This window comes from uncultured Psychrobacter sp. (assembly GCF_947488565.1).
In the GTDB taxonomy this organism is placed as follows: domain Bacteria; phylum Pseudomonadota; class Gammaproteobacteria; order Pseudomonadales; family Moraxellaceae; genus Psychrobacter; species Psychrobacter saeujeotis.
In genome coordinates, this window is record NZ_CANKZC010000001.1 from 403,871 (window position 1) to 422,866 (window position 18,996).

Annotated in this window: 15 protein-coding genes; 7 read left to right on the top strand and 8 right to left on the bottom strand. The window is 42.6% G+C overall.

Translation table 11 applies throughout. The features are described from left to right. Positions 1–64 precede the first annotated feature (64 nt). On the top strand, positions 65–502 hold the full coding sequence (locus Q0890_RS01520) for a ClpXP protease specificity-enhancing factor (RefSeq protein ID WP_299216582.1): 438 nt from the start codon (positions 65–67) through the stop codon (positions 500–502). Between the two features lie 81 nt (positions 503–583). Here Q0890_RS01520 and dcd read toward each other — a convergent pair whose 3' ends face one another. The 8 genes from dcd to Q0890_RS01560 form a co-directional block, all read right to left on the bottom strand. Beyond that, positions 584–1,159, bottom strand: coding sequence for a dCTP deaminase (gene dcd, locus Q0890_RS01525; RefSeq protein WP_299216585.1), 576 nt, complete (start codon positions 1,157–1,159; stop codon positions 584–586). A 117-nt stretch (positions 1,160–1,276) separates the two neighbouring features. After that, on the bottom strand, positions 1,277–2,494 hold the full coding sequence (apbC, locus tag Q0890_RS01530; RefSeq protein ID WP_299216588.1) for an iron-sulfur cluster carrier protein ApbC: 1,218 nt from the start codon (positions 2,492–2,494) through the stop codon (positions 1,277–1,279). Positions 2,495–2,738: 244 nt separating this feature from the next. Beyond that, positions 2,739–4,088, bottom strand: coding sequence for a magnesium transporter (mgtE, locus tag Q0890_RS01535; RefSeq protein WP_299216591.1), 1,350 nt, complete (start codon positions 4,086–4,088; stop codon positions 2,739–2,741). Positions 4,089–4,352: 264 nt separating this feature from the next. Then, positions 4,353–5,153: a 3-hydroxybutyrate dehydrogenase gene (locus Q0890_RS01540; protein WP_299216594.1), complete on the bottom strand. Its 801-nt coding sequence runs from the start codon at positions 5,151–5,153 to the stop codon at positions 4,353–4,355. 839 nt (positions 5,154–5,992) lie between these two features. Beyond that, entirely contained in the window at positions 5,993–6,793 is an 801-nt protein-coding gene (locus tag Q0890_RS01545) for a 3-hydroxybutyrate dehydrogenase (RefSeq protein ID WP_299216597.1), read from the bottom strand. Positions 6,794–6,857: 64 nt separating this feature from the next. Continuing rightward, positions 6,858–7,487, bottom strand: coding sequence for a CoA transferase subunit B (locus tag Q0890_RS01550; protein WP_299216600.1), 630 nt, complete (start codon positions 7,485–7,487; stop codon positions 6,858–6,860). Between the two features lie 104 nt (positions 7,488–7,591). After that, positions 7,592–8,305, bottom strand: coding sequence for a CoA transferase subunit A (locus Q0890_RS01555; RefSeq protein WP_299216603.1), 714 nt, complete (start codon positions 8,303–8,305; stop codon positions 7,592–7,594). Positions 8,306–8,444: 139 nt separating this feature from the next. Further along, positions 8,445–9,785 carry a TIGR00366 family protein gene (locus Q0890_RS01560; RefSeq protein WP_299216606.1) on the bottom strand — a complete coding sequence of 447 codons (1,341 nt, stop codon included), beginning with the start codon at positions 9,783–9,785 and terminating at the stop codon, positions 8,445–8,447. A gap of 398 nt (positions 9,786–10,183) precedes the next feature. On the opposite strand from Q0890_RS01560, the gene Q0890_RS01565 reads away from it, so the two are divergent. The 6 genes from Q0890_RS01565 (at position 10,184) to Q0890_RS01590 (ending at position 18,683) form a co-directional block, all read left to right on the top strand. Further along, on the top strand, positions 10,184–11,665 hold the full coding sequence (locus Q0890_RS01565) for a GntP family permease (protein WP_299216609.1): 1,482 nt from the start codon (positions 10,184–10,186) through the stop codon (positions 11,663–11,665). A gap of 238 nt (positions 11,666–11,903) precedes the next feature. Further along, complete coding sequence (gene metG, locus Q0890_RS01570) at positions 11,904–14,030, top strand: methionine--tRNA ligase (protein WP_299216612.1); 2,127 nt, start codon at positions 11,904–11,906, stop codon at positions 14,028–14,030. Between the two features lie 438 nt (positions 14,031–14,468). Continuing rightward, positions 14,469–15,515: an ABC transporter substrate-binding protein gene (locus Q0890_RS01575; RefSeq protein WP_299216615.1), complete on the top strand. Its 1,047-nt coding sequence runs from the start codon at positions 14,469–14,471 to the stop codon at positions 15,513–15,515. 77 nt (positions 15,516–15,592) lie between these two features. Continuing rightward, a complete protein-coding gene (locus Q0890_RS01580; protein ID WP_299216618.1) occupies positions 15,593–16,633 on the top strand; it encodes an ABC transporter substrate-binding protein in 1,041 nt (346 codons plus the stop codon). 286 nt (positions 16,634–16,919) lie between these two features. Beyond that, positions 16,920–17,819: an ABC transporter permease gene (locus Q0890_RS01585; protein ID WP_299216621.1), complete on the top strand. Its 900-nt coding sequence runs from the start codon at positions 16,920–16,922 to the stop codon at positions 17,817–17,819. Positions 17,820–17,888: 69 nt separating this feature from the next. Further along, positions 17,889–18,683: an ABC transporter ATP-binding protein gene (locus tag Q0890_RS01590; RefSeq protein WP_299216624.1), complete on the top strand. Its 795-nt coding sequence runs from the start codon at positions 17,889–17,891 to the stop codon at positions 18,681–18,683. The last annotated feature ends 313 nt before the right edge of the window (positions 18,684–18,996 follow it).

The window sequence follows — 18,996 nt, forward strand, 5'->3', positions numbered from 1 at the left end:
TTAGCTACAAGCTATATAAAATACCTTTATTAATTAAAGACCACAAAATATAGGAAATCATCAGATGAGCGAAACCACGTCTATTACCCCAACTCGTCCCTATATGGTGCGTGCGCTATATCAATGGATAGAGGACAACGCCCTGACACCATATTTAATGGTCGATGCCACTGCCAAAAACGTGAAAATACCAACTGAGCACGTGCAAGACGGTCGTATTGTGCTCAATATCGCTAGCCGTGCTACGGGTAATATGAGTATGGAAAATGACTATATTCACTTCAGTGCACGCTTTGGCGGAGTATCACAAGAGATTTGGGTACCACTTCCTGCAGTCATGGGTATTTATGCTAAAGAAAACTCACAAGGTATGTTTTTTGACCCAAGCGAATATGAAAACTATAACCCTGAAGAGGATTCTGTAGCTGCTTCCAACAAGAGTACTACTACCGAGTCTAAGCCGAAACGCGATAACAAAGCAGGTTTGAAAGTTTTAAAATAGTAAATGGCAAGATGCAAAAAAGCTGGACGCATTTGATACGTTCAGCTTTTTTATTGCTTATGTAAAGTTTTACACTTGTAGTCAAGTTCTTGGTAACGTCACACCGCGTTGACCCTGATACTTGCCGCCACGATCTTTATAGCTGGTTTCGCAAACATCATCCGCATCACTTTGGAAAAACAGCATTTGTGCCACACCTTCACCCGCATAGATACGTGCAGGTAAATTGGTAGTATTACTAAACTCTAAAGTGACGTGCCCTTCCCACTCAGGCTCAAGCGGCGTCACGTTGACGATAATACCGCAGCGTGCATAAGTCGATTTACCAAGACAAATAGTCAATACATCACGTGGAATACGAAAATATTCCATCGTACGTGCTAATGCAAAAGAATTTGGCGGAATAATACACTCATCACCAACAATGTCGATAAAGCTTTTTTCATCGAAATTTTTAGGGTCAACGACCACCGAATGGACGTTAGTAAAGACCTTAAATTCAGGTGCACAGCGCACGTCATAACCATAGCTTGAAGTACCGTAGCTAACCAGACGCTCACCTGCATCATTAAAGCGTACTTGACCCGCCTCATATGGCTCGATCATGCCATGTACTTCAGCCATTTTACGAATCCAGCGGTCAGACTTGATAGACATTGTTATTCCTCAAAATTTTTAATAGCGACGATTATACGGAATTGATAGATCAATTTATAGAGTAATCACAAAATTGCTTAAGCTGGCTTTTTGAAACCTACTTAAGTTAATTGTCGGTTAAAAGATACGCTTATCATCGACAGGTTTAGCAAACTTACTAATATTGGCTTCAATGTTCTTAGCAATGTTCAGATAGTAGGATGCGAACTCATCATTAGCTAAAACGCTTGGCTCACCTTTGTCCACTTGCGCACGAATACCGCTGGCGAGTGGCAGCTGACCTAATAGCGGCACGTGATATTGCTCAGCGATAAGCTCACCGCCTCCAATACCAAAGATGGCTTCGGTATGATGACAGTTGCTACACGTATGCAATGCCATATTTTCAACCACACCAAGTACTGGAATACTGGTTTTGTTGAACATCTCAACACCTTTTTGCGCGTCAAGTAAGGCAATATGCTGCGGCGTCGTCACAATCACTGCGCCAGTCACCGGAATACGCTGTGCAAGCGTCAGCTGGATATCACCCGTACCTGGCGGCATATCAATGACCAAATAGTCTAGCTGTGGCCAGTTAGTTTGGTTATATAGCTGCATGAGCGCACCCGTGGCTTTTGGTCCGCGCCAAGCGACAGGCGTATTATCACTATCAAGCAAGCTACCTATAGATAGCATCGCTAGGCCATGCGCGTCAACAGGAACAAACTGCTCATTTTCTAGTTGCGGTTTTACATCAGCGACGCCCAGCATCGTTGGCATACTAGGCCCATAAATATCAGCATCAAGCACACCAACACGGTTGCCAAGCTCTTTTAAAGCCAAAGCAATATTAACGGTGGTGGTTGATTTACCGACGCCGCCTTTGCCTGACGCTACTACGATAATATGTCGAATACGCGGATGTGCTGCTAGTGAGGCTTGAGTTGGCGCCGCTTTCGTTATGGGTGGTTCGCTGTCTGTATGTGACTGTACGCTTGACTTATCTTGCTTAGCCATTGCATCGGTCGTCTTTGGCATCTGTTTCGGTAAGCTTGTTCCGTCACCTTTTACTGGTGCAGACAGGCGCACATTCATATGGATCGTTTGGATACCATGCGGATGCAGCAGTTGTCCAAGCTCTTGCTGAATGGTTTCAGGATCACTGTCTTGTGGCAACCGTAAGTCTAAGGTTAACTGGTTACCGCTGCGCTCAAGTCCTGTTATCATGGTAGCAATGCTAACAGTACCTACTTCATAGCCCAGTAGTACTTTATCTACTGCACTATCACGTTCTGCCTGTTGCTTAGGAGTCTCAGGTTTTTCTGACGTTATTTTTTTTATAAAGTTAAACATAGCTACTATTACTGCCTATAAAAGTGGGTGGACATGGTAAAAGAGCTCAGTTAACAATGCTATAAATATGAAAAACCATATAGTCCATGAGCTTTTTAGCCAAACCTTTTATCGTGACAGTGTAGCTCAATTACAAGGATAAAAAAACCACAACGCTAATCGTACAAGGCCCTGTACAATCTGTTTTTTCTGTCTTTTAACTTAAATACTGGTGTCGACGATTGTAGTATCTATATTTACCTTGTTAAATGGACAAAAATTGTGAAGCAATAAAGAGGTAGATCAGCACACCTGAGGCGTCACACACTGAGGTAATTAAAGGTGCACTCGCAGTAGCAGGGTCAAACCCTAGTTTATTGAGCACAAAAGGCAGGCTCATACCAATCACACAGCCGATCATAACCACGGACATCATACTAAGCGCAAGCACTAGTGATACCACAGCATCACCGCGTATGTAACCGATAATAGAGATAGCCACTGCCATCGTAGCACCAAGCATGAGCGCGACCAGAGCTTCTCGGGCCAGTAATGAAAACCAGTCTCGCATGACCACATCCCCAGTCGCTAGAGCGCGCACCATTAAGGTCGCAGACTGCGACCCAGCATTACCACCACTATCCACTAATAGTGGCAAGAAAAACACCAATACCAGATTGGCTGCAATGACCTCTTCAAAATTTGAGATGCTTAATCCTGATAGTAAGTTCCCAAATACTAAAAACACCAACCAAAACACGCGCTTACGATATAGCACCCGAATGCTAACATCTTTGAGCTTGCCTACCATGGTTGAGATGCCGCCTGACTTGTGAAAGTCATCAGTGGCTTCATCACTTGCAACGTCCATTGCATCATCATGAGTGACAATGCCTACCAAGGCACCACTATTATCGATGATTGGCAGGGCAATCAAGTCATATCGCGCAATGGTTTTAGCCACCACTTCTTGATCGTCATCGACATGACAGGACACCACAGTACTCATCATCATGTCTGCAATAGCCTGATTAGGCGACGCTAAAATCAATACTCGTAATGACACTACCCCCATTAACCTACGTTCGTCGTCAATTACGTAGGTGTGGTAGATGGTCTCAGCATCAGGCGCTTCCAAACGTAGAGCATGCAAAGCTTCGGCAACCGTCATCTGAGCACTCAAAGTAGCATAGTCTGATGTCATCAAAGCACCAGCCGTGCGCTCTTCATAAGCGGACAGTTTACGAATGTCTTCGCGCTGCGCCTGTGCCAGTGCTGGAAGTAAAGCATCACGCTGATCTTGGTTTAAATGTTTATATAAGTCAGTGCGTTCATCAGCAGGCATCTCCCCTACCAATATTGCCATGATATTCCGAGGAAACTCATGCGCCATAGCAACTTGAACATCAGGCTCTAAATAAGAAAAAATGGTGGAGCGATTAGATAGGCGTTCTAATAATTGCCAAGCAAGTTTAGACTCCATAAGTGCGAGCACATCAGCAATATCGATGGGGCGCAAGTCTTGTAATTGATTGACTGACTGCTCAAATTCGTGCTGTTCAGTAGCACAGCTTAATGTCTTTGCTAAGGTCTCTACAACATCTTTGTTATTCATTATTCTTACTCCGAGCAACCTTTAAGCGGTGCAGCAAACAATAATAAAAAAGAGTCAACATCATTGGCTCAAGTCAATAGAAGACAAGATGTTAATGGATTGATTTTTTATTAGCAAGCGATAGTCAATTCAAATTCGTATGGATATAAATAAACTGGTTTTGGATAAACAAAAAAACCACAATGCCAATAGTACTGGCTTTGTGGTAATCTAAAAATTATTTTCTTATTTATAAATATTTTTATAAATGATGGGAGTAAAAACTTATCTCATGCACCAACCATGACTGGCATTGATAGACTGACCGGTAAATACATTGGTTGGAAAAGCGGCCAAAAACAGTGCCGTTTGCGACACATCTTCGATAGTCGTAAACTCTTTATTGAGCGTATTCGCAAGTAAGATATCGTTGATCACAGCCTCTTCACTGATACCTTTTGCAGTAGCCTGTAGTGGTATTTGCTCATTAACCATTGCCGTTCTGACAAAGCCTGGAGAAATCATATGCGAGCGTACATTATGCGGGGCACCTTCTTTGGCAATAGCGCGGCACAAGCCTAGTAATCCGTGCTTTGCAGTAATGTAAGGTGCTTTAAAAAGTGACGCATCATGAGCATGAATTGAACCGATATAGATAATCGTGCCACCTTTATTATCTTTGTACATGTATTCTACAGCCGCTTTAGTGGTTAAAAAACCACCATCTAGATGGATAGCTAACAGGTTTTTCCAGTTGTCGAAACTCATTTTATTAATCGGATTAATAAGCTGAATACCTGCGTTTGAGACCAAAATATCAATACCACCAAAGGTATCGACAAGCTGTTTGGTACCACTGTTGACAGCATCCTCAGATCTGACATCCATATTGATTGCCAGCGCTTTACCGCCAGCTTTGGTAATCATATCGACTGTTTCTTGAGCGCCTTCAAGATTAATATCAGCGACGCCGATCAGGGCACCAGCTTTTGCATAAGTCTCAGCAATATCACGCCCAATACCAGCAGCTGCACCAGTGATTAAGGCTACCTTGCCTGTCAAATCTTGTTGTACTTGGGTCACCATAGTTTGTCCTTATTATGGGTGGGTATAATAGTAATGGCAAAACGCTACGGTTGTAGCAAGCCTTTAACTAAGCACGCACTCACTGTTTTTGTGGCTCAGTGATAAGCTATGCGCAGTTCCGTTGCACAGTTTTTGTAGCGTTCTGACCCTATTACTTAGGGTTAACACGCATTATGAAGTGTCTCGTATTGCGTGGTCTTGAATAAACAACAGCCATTTGAATGCTGTTATTAGGAAGAGGAGATAACGAATTGTAGAAAATTTTTGTTATTAACGCTGGTTCTTGATCGTACTTATAGAATGTTTTTTGATAGGTAATAATGGTATCAACTCAGAAAAACGAGCATAGATATTGATAATCAATATTATAGCTAGTCGATATAAAATAGATAACCGCTAGCGCTAGAAGATACGCTCGCTCATTTGATACGGATAGTGTTGCCAGTAGAGCTATGTGTAATAGATGAGGATATACAATAGGTTGCGATATTACACAGGTTATCGGTAAAGAGTTAGATGCTGAATTGGTACTGGAGCAGCGCCATGACGTTGCTGTCACACATTAAAAGCAAAGTGACAACGATGGGCTGTTGGTTATAATTGAATATTATTTATAGAGTGATATGCACTGAATGTCAACTATAAATTTGAACTAAAGATTAAAATATGACTTGCTTAACTATCCCTGTGAATGATCAGCTTATATTATCACTATGATATTAATAGAAAAAAGCCTTAATAACCCTATCTTAATAGCCTTATAGAGCCATCAAGATAAAGTGACAAGGCTTTTTGTTCTGTTTAAAGCAATATAAAGATAAATGTATTTATTCAGAAGATCAGTTCATAAACCAGCCATGACTGGCAACGATAGACTGCCCTGTAAATACGTTACTTGGGAACGCTGCTAAAAATAGCGCTAACTGAGCAATATCCTCGACAGTGGTAAACTCTTTATCGACAGTATTGACTAACATAATATCGTTAACGACTTCCTCTTCGCTGATACCTTTTTCAGCCGCTTGCTCAGGGATTTGTTTTTCAACCAACGGCGTTTTCACAAACCCTGGACATACTACGTGCGAGCGCACGTTATGAGCTGCGCCCTCTTTTGCCAATACACGGCACAGCCCAAGCAGACCGTGCTTAGCGGTAACATAAGGTGCTTTATAAAGTGAAGCTTCGTGCGAGTGTACTGAACCCATATAAATGACCGTACCACCTTTGTCTTCTTTATACATATGTTGTACGGCAGCTTTGGTAGTCAAGAACGCCCCGTCCAAATGGATAGCCAGCATTTTTCTCCAGTCATCAAACGCCATTTTACTAATTGGATCAATGATCTGGATACCTGCGTTAGAGACGAGAATATCTATACCACCAAAGGTATCGACTAACTGTTGTACGCCATCATTTACGGCATCTTCTGAGGTGACATCCATAGCAATTGCAAGAGCACGTCCGCCAGCTGATTCTATGGCATCAACCGTTTGCTGCGCCGCTTCAAGATTGATATCTGCAATACCAACTGCTGCCCCTGCTTTAGCGTAAGTCTCAGCGATATCACGTCCGATACCACTTGCAGAGCCTGTGACTAATGCTACCTTTCCTGTCAAATCTTGCTGTAATTCGGTCGCCATATTTTGTATTCCTTTATTAAATAGCTTTTTGAATGCCTGTGCTAGATATATTTATGCACCATAATTACTGAGCAATACTCACAGGCGTTTTTTCTTGCAGCTCATCAAAGCTCACACCGTCTGCAAGCTCAACCAGCTTTAAGCCATTATCAGTGACATCTAATACTGCAAGCTCGGTAATAATACGATCTACTACTCCTTTGCCTGTTAATGGCAATTCGCAATTGGCAAGGATTTTTGGATCCCCGTGTTTATTTACTTGTTCCATCAGTACAATCACACGCTGCACGCCAGCAACCAAATCCATGGCACCGCCCATACCTTTGACCATTTTTTTGGGAATCATCCAGTTGGCAAGATCACCCTGCTCTGACACTTCCATCGCGCCCAATATTGCCAGATTGACATGACCGCCGCGAATCATGGCAAATGATTCTGAACTGCCAAAATAACTGGCACCCGGCTCTGCGGTTACTGTTTGTTTACCCGCATTAATCAAGTCAGCATCGACATTTTCTTCTGTGGGAAACTCGCCAATACCTAGTAGGCCGTTTTCTGACTGTAGCCAAACATCCATACCCTCAGGGATATAATTGGCCACTAAGGTTGGTAGCCCTATTCCTAAGTTCACATAATAACCATCTTGTAATTCTTTTGCGGCACGCTGTGCCATCTGCTCTCTTGTCCATGCCATGATATTTTCCTTATTTTTATACCAATCCTAAAAAATATTTTAAACAGCTATTTCATTTATTTATCTAAATAAGTGCTTAACCTAATTCAGCGTCCAAGCAACATCTAAGCGCTTTCAACTGCTTTAGTTGTCGTTTTCTCAATACGTTTTTCAGGACTATTATTCAACACAATACGCTGCACAAAGATACCAGGTAGATGCACTTCATCAGGATCAAACGTGCCAGTCTCTACGATTTCTTCTACTTCGACGATGGTAATTTTGCCAGCCATTGCACAGTCTGGATTGAAGTTACGGGCAGTTTTGTTGAACATTAAGTTGCCTGACTTATCTGCTTTTTGCGCTTTAATTAGCGCCACATCAGCACGCAATGTATGCTCAAGCACATAGGTGCGACCATCAAAATCACGCGTCTCTTTACCTTCTGCGACAAGTGTACCGACACCAGTAGCAGTATAGAACGCAGGAATACCCGCGCCGCCCGACCGTAGCTTTTCAGCCAAGGTACCTTGCGGGGTCAGCTCAACCTCTAATTCGCCTGCTAAGTACTGACGCTCAAACTCTTTGTTTTCGCCCACATAAGATGAGATCATTTTTTTGATTTGACGAGTTTGTAGTAGCAATCCTAAGCCAAAGTCATCAACACCTGCGTTGTTACTGATACAGGTTAAATCTTTAACGCCGCTATCACGCAATGCTTCGATCAATGCCTCAGGAATGCCGCATAGACCAAAACCGCCAATAGCAAGAGTTTGGCCGTCACTGACAATACCTTTTAACGCTTCTTCTGCACTACTATATACCTTTGATTGACTCATGGTTGACTCCTATAATTATCTGTTCGTTGATTTATACTCATTACGCATCCGTTCTATTATTACTTTTAACTGATTCTATTACTTTTGCTAGTCTTTACATTTTGTACATGCTGATATGTTATTCCAGTTATACTACTAACTATACCACCAACCAAAATACACCCATAATAATTGCCCCTGATACGGCAAGCACTATTAAGCAATAACCCATAATAGCTCGAGCATCTAAGCCTGCAATACCCAATAATGGTAATGCCCAAAATGGCTGAATCATATTGGTCCATGCATCGCCCCAAGCTACCGCCATCGCTGTCACTGCTGGATTAACACCAAGCTCAACGCCAGCAGGTATCATAACAGGCCCTTGTACAGCAAACTGACCGCCGCCTGATGGTACAAAAACGTTAACCAAGCCTGCGCTTAGAAATGCAAAGATGGGAAAGCTGTCTGCTGAGGCAGAATTGACAAAAAATTCGGTAACTTGTGTACTAATAGAGATGCCATTAGCGTTTGCTCCGGTCATGATACCCATGATGCCGCCATAAAACGGAAACAACAATACAATACCAGTGATGCCGCCTATACCTGAGTTTACTGCACGATAATAACGCTCAAGCGTGCCATGCGATAACAACCCGACAAACAAAAATAGCCCAATAACTATATTGAGCCCTAAATTAAAACCATTACTACTAAATTCACTGATATAGTACATCAAAGCCAACGCTAGCAAAACTATAGCGACTATACGGCTGTCATCCAATATTTGTGCTGGAGTATCTCGGCGAGGCGACACATAAGCTTCTTTTTTAATGAGCTTGGGGTCGATAACCGTAGGGTTTTTGGGGTGCATAAAACGATTTAGAAGAGGCAAAATTACGACCAGCAAGCAGACAATAAGTAAATTATAACCAGCAAATATCGTCTGTGATAAAGGCACCGCTTCGGTCATGACATTACCCGATAGCGTGAGTAAAGTATCACCGCCTGAGCTTAATGTTAGCGGTATCGATCCTGAAAAGCCCCCATGCCAGATAACAAACCCTGAATAGGCTGCGGCTACCAATAAAGGATAATCGACGTTAGCGACTTTTTTGGCAAGCGATTTAGCAAAAATAGCGCCAATAATAAGACCAAACCCCCAGTTTATCCATGAACCCACCAAACCCACTAAGGTCGATACTATGATAGCGGTCGAAGGAGAATGAATACGGCTGGCAATATTATCCAGTAGACGCTGTATAAAAGGTGCACTAGCGAATGCGTAGCCTGTCACTAGTATGAGCGCCATTTGCATAGCGAAACTATGTAGCGACCATAACCCATTACCCCAATGTCCAGCCATAGCAATCATACTCTGACCGGTAACAGCAAGTCCAACCGCAAAAGCAATAAGCGTTAATATAATTGAGAATACGAATGGGGACGGTAGATACCGATTGACCAGTTGTACGCTAGCGTTAGTGATAGCATTAAACATATCCACATTCCTTGTCGATTTAATGTTTATGATTCAAGTCCGTCATTAGCAAGCTGATGTTTATCAAGTATATATAACACCCTATATATACTAACTATCATATGAACTATTTAACTCAATAACAATAAGTTTTGTATTGATATATCTTATACGAAAAACTTATGCTAACTTATCACATTATTCTCTTAGCGACTAGAGAATAAGATTATTAGAGGGATAGCGAGTATTAGAAAGCGAGCTTAAAATATTATGTATAGGTGAACACCACGTAAATATATCAATACAAACATAAACTTAATATAAAGCATGTAATTATGCTGTATTGATGGGTTTTACTGTTGGCCTACTGTGATAGGCACTATATACTCGCTAGTTGAATTTTGCCAAGGAGGGTGGTCATGTTTAGCACACTTGCTATTATTATTACTTTATTTTTATTGATGTTTTTTGCTTATCGCGGTTATTCGGTGCTTATATTAGCGCCAATTATGGCGACGTTAGCGGTATTTTTATCGGGCAATTTTTTAAGTAGTATTCCTGCCTATACCGATGTATTTATGGGCGCATTAAGTGGATTTTTGCTCAAATTCTTCCCTATTTTCTTATTAGGTGCATTGTTTGGACGATTGATGGCAGACTCTGGCGCAGCGACAGCGATTGCCAATACCGTGGTTGAAAAGCTCGGTGCCAGTAAAGCCATTTTGGCCGTTATTTTGGTTTGTGCCATCTTAACTTATGGTGGCGTCTCGTTATTCGTCGTCGCATTTGCTATCTACCCAATCGCAAAAGACTTATTTAAAGCTGCTGATATTCCTAAACGCTTGATTCCGGCGGCGATTGCGTTAGGCTCATTTACCTTTACCATGACGGCATTACCAGGTACGCCTGCCATCCAAAATGCTATCCCGATTCCTTATTATAATACCAACGTCTTTGCGGCGCCTATCTTAGGTATTATCGGCGGTACGATCATGTTCATTGGCGGATGGTTATGGTTGCAGTCGCGTGCTCGCAAAGCCAATGCTGCAGGTGAAGGCTATGGTCAACATGATGATGATGTGGGCGTCGGCGGTATTGATGCTAAAAAAGAGCCTGCAAATGACACAACCAATAATGCAGCGCAAAGCAATATTGCTAAAAGCAATCTAGCAACATCAAGCGCCATGCAAAACACGCATCAAACCTCATTTACTATTGCTATGATTCCGCTGGTATTGGTCATCGCTCTAAACGCGTTACTTACTTATGCTGTTTTTCCGTCATTAGACTTTAGCGGCTTACAAGCCCAGTTTCCAGACTTAAATATTGATGGATCACTTGGACTTTGGTCAATCATTATCTCGTTGGTTGTAGCCTGTATCGTGTTGATCGTACTGCGTATTGGTCATTGGAATAACCTACAAAAAACCATCAACCGTGGTACTTATGATTCGATGTTACCGATTTTTAATACCGCATCAGAAGTTGGTTATGGTGCAGTGATTGCGTCATTGGCAGGCTTTCTTATCATTCGCGATAATATTTTAAATCTAAGTCCTGATAACCCGCTTATCTCAGAAGCCGTGGCGATGACCACGCTGGCTGGTATTACAGGCTCATCATCTGGTGGTTTAAGTATCGCACTGTCGACGCTCGGTGATGACTATTTAAGAATGGCGGTAGAAGCTGGAATTGATCCAGAGCTTATGCACCGTGTGGCAGTTATGGCGGCAGGTGGTCTTGATACCTTGCCACATAGTGGCGCTGTCATCACGTTATTTGCTATTTGCGGCTTGACCCATAAACAGTCATATTTAAACCTTGCGATGGTCACCATGGTTATTCCGCTAATCGCTGTTACCTCTATCATTATCTTAGGTACGATGTTTGGTTCTTTCTAAACATACCCTTATTACTGATTGAATAAAAAACCCACTTCGTACTTTACTTAGTGGGTTTTTTAACATGATTAATTATTAAGGTTTGTCACAAATCTATCTGAATTACGGTATCATAGGCACACTTTTTAAATTTTTCCTTTTTTAAAAGCTTTACTATTGATAACATCGCGTCCGCCCGCCATAAATAGCGTGCGATGATGATAACCAACCCGTTTATATAAAAGTATAGGTGACAAAAGTGCGTGAGATTTTAGTAACCAGTGCGCTGCCCTACGCCAATGGCTACATCCATTTGGGGCATCTTGTAGAATATATTCAAACCGACATTTGGGTACGTGCGATGAAGGCACAAGGTCATCAGGTTACGTATGTCTGCGCGGATGATGCACATGGTACGGCAATCATGCTAAAAGCTGAAGCCAATGGCATTACGCCAGAGGAGCAGATTGCCTCAGTTAAAGCCTCACATGAAGCGGACTTTGCCAAATTTTTGATTGAGTTTGATAATTATCACACCACTCACTCTGAAGAAAACAAACATTTCTCTGAGCTTATCTACCGCCGTCTTAATAGCGCAGGACATATCAGTACAAAAGACGTTGAGCAGTTATTTGATCCTGAAAAGCAGTTATTTTTGGCCGATCGATTTGTCAAAGGAGATTGCCCTGAGTGCGGTGCGCTGGATCAATATGGTGATAACTGTGAAGTATGCGGCACAACTTATGACGCGACAGACCTCAAAAATCCATACTCAACGTTGTCTGATGCCACGCCTGTGCTAAAAACCTCGAAACATTATTTCTTTGACTTGCCAGAATTTGAGCAGTTTTTAAAAGATTGGACGCGTAGTGATAATCGCTTGCAAGTATCGGTCGCCAACAAACTCCAAGAGTGGTTTGAAGCTGGACTTGCCAGTTGGGATATCTCACGTGATGCACCCTACTTTGGTTTCCAAATCCCAGATACGCCAAGCGACGAGCCAGACAAATACTTTTATGTATGGCTAGATGCGCCAGTCGGCTATATGGCAAGCTTTAAAAACCTATGCGATAAGCGTGAAGGTACCGATCAGGCACTTGATTTTGATCGTTACTGGGCACAAGAAAACGAGCACAAAACAGAAGTTTATCACTTCATCGGCAAGGACATCGTGTACTTTCATGCATTGTTTTGGCCAGCCATGCTAGCAGGCAGTGAGCTGCGCACGCCAACAGGTGTCTTTGCCCATGGCTTCTTGATGGTCAATGGCGAAAAAATGAGTAAGTCACGCGGCACCTTTATTAAGGCCGAAACTTACGCTGATCATTTACACCCTGAATACTTGCGTTACTACTTCGCTAGCAAATTATCTGATAAAGTCGAGGACATCAACCTTGATTTAGAAGACTTTATGCAAAAGGTCAACTCTGACTTGGTGGGCAAAGTGGTTAATATCGCCAGTCGCAGTGCCGGCTTTATTGTTAAAAAGTATGACGGGATGCTCTCAGACGTTTGCGCTGAACCTGAGTTGTTAGAAGATATCACCAAAACCGGTGATGAAATTGCGGCCGCTTATGAGAATCGCGAGTTCTCACGTGCCATGCGTTTGATTATGCAATGTGCGGATAAAGCCAATGAATATATTGACGAGAAAAAACCGTGGTCGCTTGCTAAGATCGAGGGTACTGAGCAAGAAGTTCAAGACGTTTGCTCAGTGGCGATGAATATTTTCCGTCAATTGATGGTATATCTTGCGCCAGTATTACCTGAGCTGACTGCCAATGCCAAAGCGTTCTTAAATATTGATGATCTAAGCTTTGCCAGCCGCAATGAGTGGCTGCTGGGTCACAAAATCAATAAGTTTAAACCTTTGATGCAGCGTATCGAAGAAAAAGATATCGAGGCGATGGTTGAGGCGTCAAAAGAATCTTTGGCTCAATCTACCACGTCAGTTGCAAGCGACACAGATGTAAATAATGATAGCAAAGCTGCTAAAAACACGCAGCTAGCCAACACTAATACTGATACTAATACTAATACTAATACTGAGCAAGCGGATTATATCGGCATCGAGGATTTCGCCAAAGTTGAGATGAAAGTGGCGCACGTTTTAGAGTGCAATCACGTCGAAGGTGCGGACAAGCTACTGCAATTTACCTTAGATGTTGGCGAAGACAAACCGCGCAATGTATTTAGCGGCATTCGTAAGTTTTATGAGCCTGAGCAATTGGCTGATAAGAAAGTGGTTTGTGTGACTAATCTTGCCCCGCGAAAGATGAAGTTTGGTATTTCAGAAGGCATGGTGTTGTCGACTGGTGATCCCAAAACAGGTTTAACGGTCGTTACCCTACCTGATGACTGTGTCGTTGGTGATACCTTGGCATAAGTTTTGAATGTTTTTGAATGTAATGTGAAATAATAAAAAAGATGTCTACATGGCATCTTTTTTTGTGTCTTTTTGAATTTGTGTCTTTTTTATAACGTAATGGCTAAAAACCACTTTGTATTGCTTTATAAAAGTGCCGCAGCATTGTTTAATAATACCTATGACGAATGCGCTTTAATTTTTTATTGCGATAACTTGCATTACTGTCATAATATAGGGGTTACATAGAATTCAGCTCCTATACATAACGATCGATGGAACGATTGCTTTATTGTTAACCTGCTATTTTGACATCAACATAGCATTGAACGGACCAATCTGCATTCTCCAATACTACTTTAAAGATCAAAGATCACGAAGACGAGTGCAAGCACTACTATGATTAGGCTTGATGAATCTGGTTTTTGGAATTGATACAACTTATGAGTTAATCTAATAATGACTATTGCTTCTACCCTACGCTTAAGCCTATATGGTGCTGCTATCAGCACCGCTCTTGGATTGATTGGCTGCTCAAACTCTACCGATACTGCAACAGCGACTAATGAAAATCCAGCAACTGATACTGACAAACCTGCCAAGACATTAGCCATCACTCAAATCGTCGAACATCCATCGCTAGATGAGATGCGCCGCGGTATTATCGATGAGTTGGCAGATAACGGCTATGTCGAGGGCCAAAACTTAACCGTTAACTTCCAAAGTGCACAAGGTAATACGGCGACAGCAGGGCAGATCGCTAAGCAATTTGCAGGCGACAATCCAGATGCCATCGTAGCTATCTCAACGCCATCTGCTCAGTCAATCGTGGCATCCACCAAAACCGTTCCAGTTGTTTATACTGCCATCTCAGACCCTGTTGCAGCCAAACTTATCGATGATAAGGGCATTCCCATTCAAACCAACGTGACAGGCCTATCCAGCCAATTGCCTATCGAGCCACAGTTAGAGAACATTCAAAAAATTGTCCCCGATGCAAAAACCATTGGCTACGTTTATAGCCCAGGTGAGGTCAACTCTGTGGTCGTGCTGAATCAGCTTAAGGAAGCGGCATCGACACGTGGACTCAAAATACTCGACGTAACAGCCAACCGACCAACTGATGTTGCTATGGCAACGCGCAGTCTTGCTGGGCGCGCTGATGTCATTTATACCTCGTTAGACAATAATGTCGTGTCTGCATTTGAGGCGATGGCAGGTGCAGCAAACGAGCTTGATATTCCAGTTATTGCTTCAGATGAATTTAGTGTCAGACGCGGTGCAACAGCAGCACTTGGGGTAAATGACTATGATTTTGGGCGTACTACTGGCAAAATGGTTTATCGTGTATTAAATGGAGAAGCTGTCAACACTATTAAACCTGAGGTTATGAACACGTTAACTTTGTATGCAAGCCCAAAGCATGCAGCTGAGCAAGGAGTGAGCTTATCAGCAGACTTACTAAAAGATGCCATCAACACTGATACTGATGTCGATACCAAATAAAAAGTAGTAAGATAACAATCAGCACGTCAATTATTTATATAGTGTACGGACACACTATTATTTTAGGAGCGAGACCCATGTTTTATCAAAACCGTTTTGGTCATTTCAATTTTAGCAAAGCTTTGTTATTAGGCGGTATGTGTACTGCCATCTTAACCGGCTGTAACCAGTCGGCACAAGATACGAGTGCGCCTGATAGTGCGGCTACTAGCGACGACGTCACAGCAATGAAGACTGTCGCTATCACTGCCATTGTCGAGCATCCAGCACTTGATAGTGTTCGTAAGGGTGTCATCGACGAATTAAATGATGCAGGGTTTAAAGACGGTGAAAACTTAACGGTCAACTTCCAAAGTGCTCAAGGCAATACAGCGACAGCAGGTCAAATTGCTAAGCAATTCGTTGCAGATGCGCCAGATGTCATCGTCGCTATTGCAACCCCGTCTGCTCAGTCTGTTGCTGCCTCTACCAGCAGTATTCCGATGGTATTTTCAGCCGTGACTGACCCAGTAGCAGCCAAACTGGTGTCTAAGCTTGATGGCTCTGGCACTAATGTCACAGGTGCCTCAGATGCCCTACCCTATGAGCCACAAATTGACTTAATGCGTCAAATCATACCCGATCTCAAAAACGTCGGTTATGTCTATAGTCCAGGCGAAGTCAACTCAACCATCATTTTGAAAAACTTAAAAGAAAAACTGACGCCACTTGGTATCAATGTGCATGAAGCACCAGCTCAGCGTAGTAATGATATTGCGATGGCTGCACGTAGCCTTGAAGGTAAGGTCGATATGATCTACACCTCAACCGATAACAACGTGGTATCAGCTTACGAGTCATTATATCAAATCGCTAAAGAAAGTAAGATTCCATTGATTGCGTCAGATACCAGCTCAGTTGAGCGCGGTGCCGTTGCAGCCTTGGGTGTGAATTATTACGATCTTGGCCGTGAGACTGGCAAAATCGTAGTACGTATCTTAAATGGTGAAGAAGCAGGTGCTATACCTGTATATACACCGCAAATGCTTGACTTGTATGTCAGTCCAACACATGCAAAAGAAGAAGGTATTAGCTTGTCACAAGCAGTCATCGACCAAGCAAAAGAAGTGGTAGAATAGCGCACCTTTGTAGGCTGCCTAAAATTAAAACCGTAAAACAGACGGTAATAGCGAGCACAATGAACATCGCCAATTATCGTCTGCTTTGATGTTCAATAGCGACATGTTTTGATTTACCCTAACCGCAGATTACTTAATCTGTTAAATTCACCACTTAGACGTTTAGCTGAGATTGGCTTCTATGTTGCTGGGACAAACAGTATTGGCAGACACCATTTATTGGTCCTACCAGCCAATCATTAGAATGCGATTCGCTAAACGCCTGGTTATGACTTACTGATCTCTTATGTCTTTAATCGCTTTTTTTGGTGCGCTTGAAAGTGGTCTGATTTACGGCCTCGTAGCACTTGGTGTGCTAATCTCATTTCGTACCCTCGATTTTCCCGACTTAACCGCTGATGGAAGTTTTCCATTAGGTGGCGCGGTCGCTGGTATCTCTATCGTCGCTGGTGTTAACCCGTGGCTTGCCTGCGTTTTTGGTATGCTGGCAGGGTCAGTCGCTGGTATCGTCACGGCATGGTTGCATGTCAAGCTCGGTATTTTACAGCTGCTTGCCAGTATTTTGGTCATGGTTGCCCTATATTCTGTCAACTTACGTATCATGGGCGCACCCAATCTACCACTGCTTGGTGAAACCACCGTATTTAGCTCACTTGTGACTGATGGCAACGGTTATTGGATGCGCTGTCTGATCATTGGTGTCGTTATCTTGGTTGCCAAGCTACTGTTAGATTGGTTTTATAGCACCGAAACGGGTTTGTCCATGCGCGCGACTGGTTCCAACCTTCGCATGGCGCAAGCACAAGGTATCAACACCTCGTGGATGACTATTATCGGTATGGCAGTCTCTAATGGTTTGATTGCTTTAGCTGGAGCGCTGTTTGTGCAGACGCAGGGCGGTGCAGATATCTCTATCGGGATTGGTACTATTGTCATTGGTCTGGCAGCAGTGATCATCGGTGAGACCATTATTCCTGCCAAACGCATTTGGCTCATTACTTTTGCTGTAATCGTTGGCGCTGTACTGTATAAGTTGTTTATTCAGGTTGCGTTATCAAGTGATACGCTACGTAGTATTGGCTTTGGTCCACAAGATTTGAACTTGATTACTGCTTTACTCGTCGTATTGGCATTAGTATTGCCAAAAGCTAAAACTAAGTTTTTATCTCGTAGAGTTCGCGCTTGATGATGCTTAGGATAGCCATACAAGCTTGAAGAAGCTTTTAGCTTAAAGAGATGACAAGGAACCACGATTATGATGCAAGCCACAGATTTACGGTTAACTTTTAACCCAGGCACGCCTATCGAAAACCCTGCCCTACGCGGTATCAATTTAAACATTGCTGATGGTGAGTTTGTCACTGTCATCGGTACCAATGGCGCCGGTAAATCAACTTTTTTAAATGCAGTCAGTGGTACCACACGTGTTGATAGTGGTTCAATACTATTGAATGGCATTGATGTCACCAAAAAAACCGCTCATCAGCGCGCCCATTGGGTCGCGCGTGTGTTTCAAGATCCGATGGCCGGCACTTGTGAGGCCTTGACTATTGAAGAGAATATGGCGCTCGCCTATAAGCGCGGCGGTAAACGGGGACTGAATTTTGCATTGAACCAAAATAACCGTGACCTGTTCCGAGAAAAATTATCAGTCTTGAAATTGGGGTTGGAGAAGCGTCTAACCGACCGTATGGGACTGCTATCAGGTGGACAACGTCAAGCGGTTAGTTTGCTTATGGCCTCATTACAGCCTTCTAAGATTTTATTGTTAGATGAGCATACTGCTGCGCTTGATCCTAAGACAGCGGCATTTGTTTTGGAGCTGACAGATAAAATCGTGACAGACAATAATCTCACGACTATGATGGTTACCCATTCCATGCAGCAAGCCTTAGCACATGGCACACGTACCGTCATGCTACATCAAGGGCAAGTGGTCTTAGATGTTGCTGGCGATATTCGTCGTGGTATGACTGTTCATGATCTTCTCGATATGTTTGAGCAAACACGCGGTGAAAAGGTCGAAGACGATAGCTTGATTTTGAGTTAAACAACTCAGCTAAACAGTTTGGATTTAAAAAGTATCAACGCCTATTTAGTAGCAGGCGTTTTTTATTGGCTGAAAATCGTACATTACAATCATATAGCAAAGTCTAAAAAAACCTAATCAGTCATTTTCCTCTACCATCTTTTACTTACAGCAGAATAATTATAAGTTCATTACCCTTCTTGGACATCTATCTACTTTATTTTTCTCATTTATTGATCAAGCTGGCAAATAATATAATACCTTAGAAACAGTATGGTTTTATACAGTTAGAATGTGGTAATATCCCCCATTAAATCCTTAATAATAATATGGT

Coding starts and splice junctions, on each gene's coding strand:
- Q0890_RS01520 (WP_299216582.1), top strand. CDS start 65: ATGAGCGAAACCACGTCTATTACCCCAACTCGTCCCTATATGGTGCGT.
- dcd (WP_299216585.1), bottom strand. CDS start 1,159: ATGTCTATCAAGTCTGACCGCTGGATTCGTAAAATGGCTGAAGTACAT.
- apbC (WP_299216588.1), bottom strand. CDS start 2,494: ATGTTTAACTTTATAAAAAAAATAACGTCAGAAAAACCTGAGACTCCT.
- mgtE (WP_299216591.1), bottom strand. CDS start 4,088: ATGAATAACAAAGATGTTGTAGAGACCTTAGCAAAGACATTAAGCTGT.
- Q0890_RS01540 (WP_299216594.1), bottom strand. CDS start 5,153: ATGGTGACCCAAGTACAACAAGATTTGACAGGCAAGGTAGCCTTAATC.
- Q0890_RS01545 (WP_299216597.1), bottom strand. CDS start 6,793: ATGGCGACCGAATTACAGCAAGATTTGACAGGAAAGGTAGCATTAGTC.
- Q0890_RS01550 (WP_299216600.1), bottom strand. CDS start 7,487: ATGGCATGGACAAGAGAGCAGATGGCACAGCGTGCCGCAAAAGAATTA.
- Q0890_RS01555 (WP_299216603.1), bottom strand. CDS start 8,305: ATGAGTCAATCAAAGGTATATAGTAGTGCAGAAGAAGCGTTAAAAGGT.
- Q0890_RS01560 (WP_299216606.1), bottom strand. CDS start 9,785: ATGTTTAATGCTATCACTAACGCTAGCGTACAACTGGTCAATCGGTAT.
- Q0890_RS01565 (WP_299216609.1), top strand. CDS start 10,184: ATGTTTAGCACACTTGCTATTATTATTACTTTATTTTTATTGATGTTT.
- Q0890_RS01575 (WP_299216615.1), top strand. CDS start 14,469: ATGACTATTGCTTCTACCCTACGCTTAAGCCTATATGGTGCTGCTATC.
- Q0890_RS01580 (WP_299216618.1), top strand. CDS start 15,593: ATGTTTTATCAAAACCGTTTTGGTCATTTCAATTTTAGCAAAGCTTTG.
- Q0890_RS01585 (WP_299216621.1), top strand. CDS start 16,920: ATGTCTTTAATCGCTTTTTTTGGTGCGCTTGAAAGTGGTCTGATTTAC.
- Q0890_RS01590 (WP_299216624.1), top strand. CDS start 17,889: ATGATGCAAGCCACAGATTTACGGTTAACTTTTAACCCAGGCACGCCT.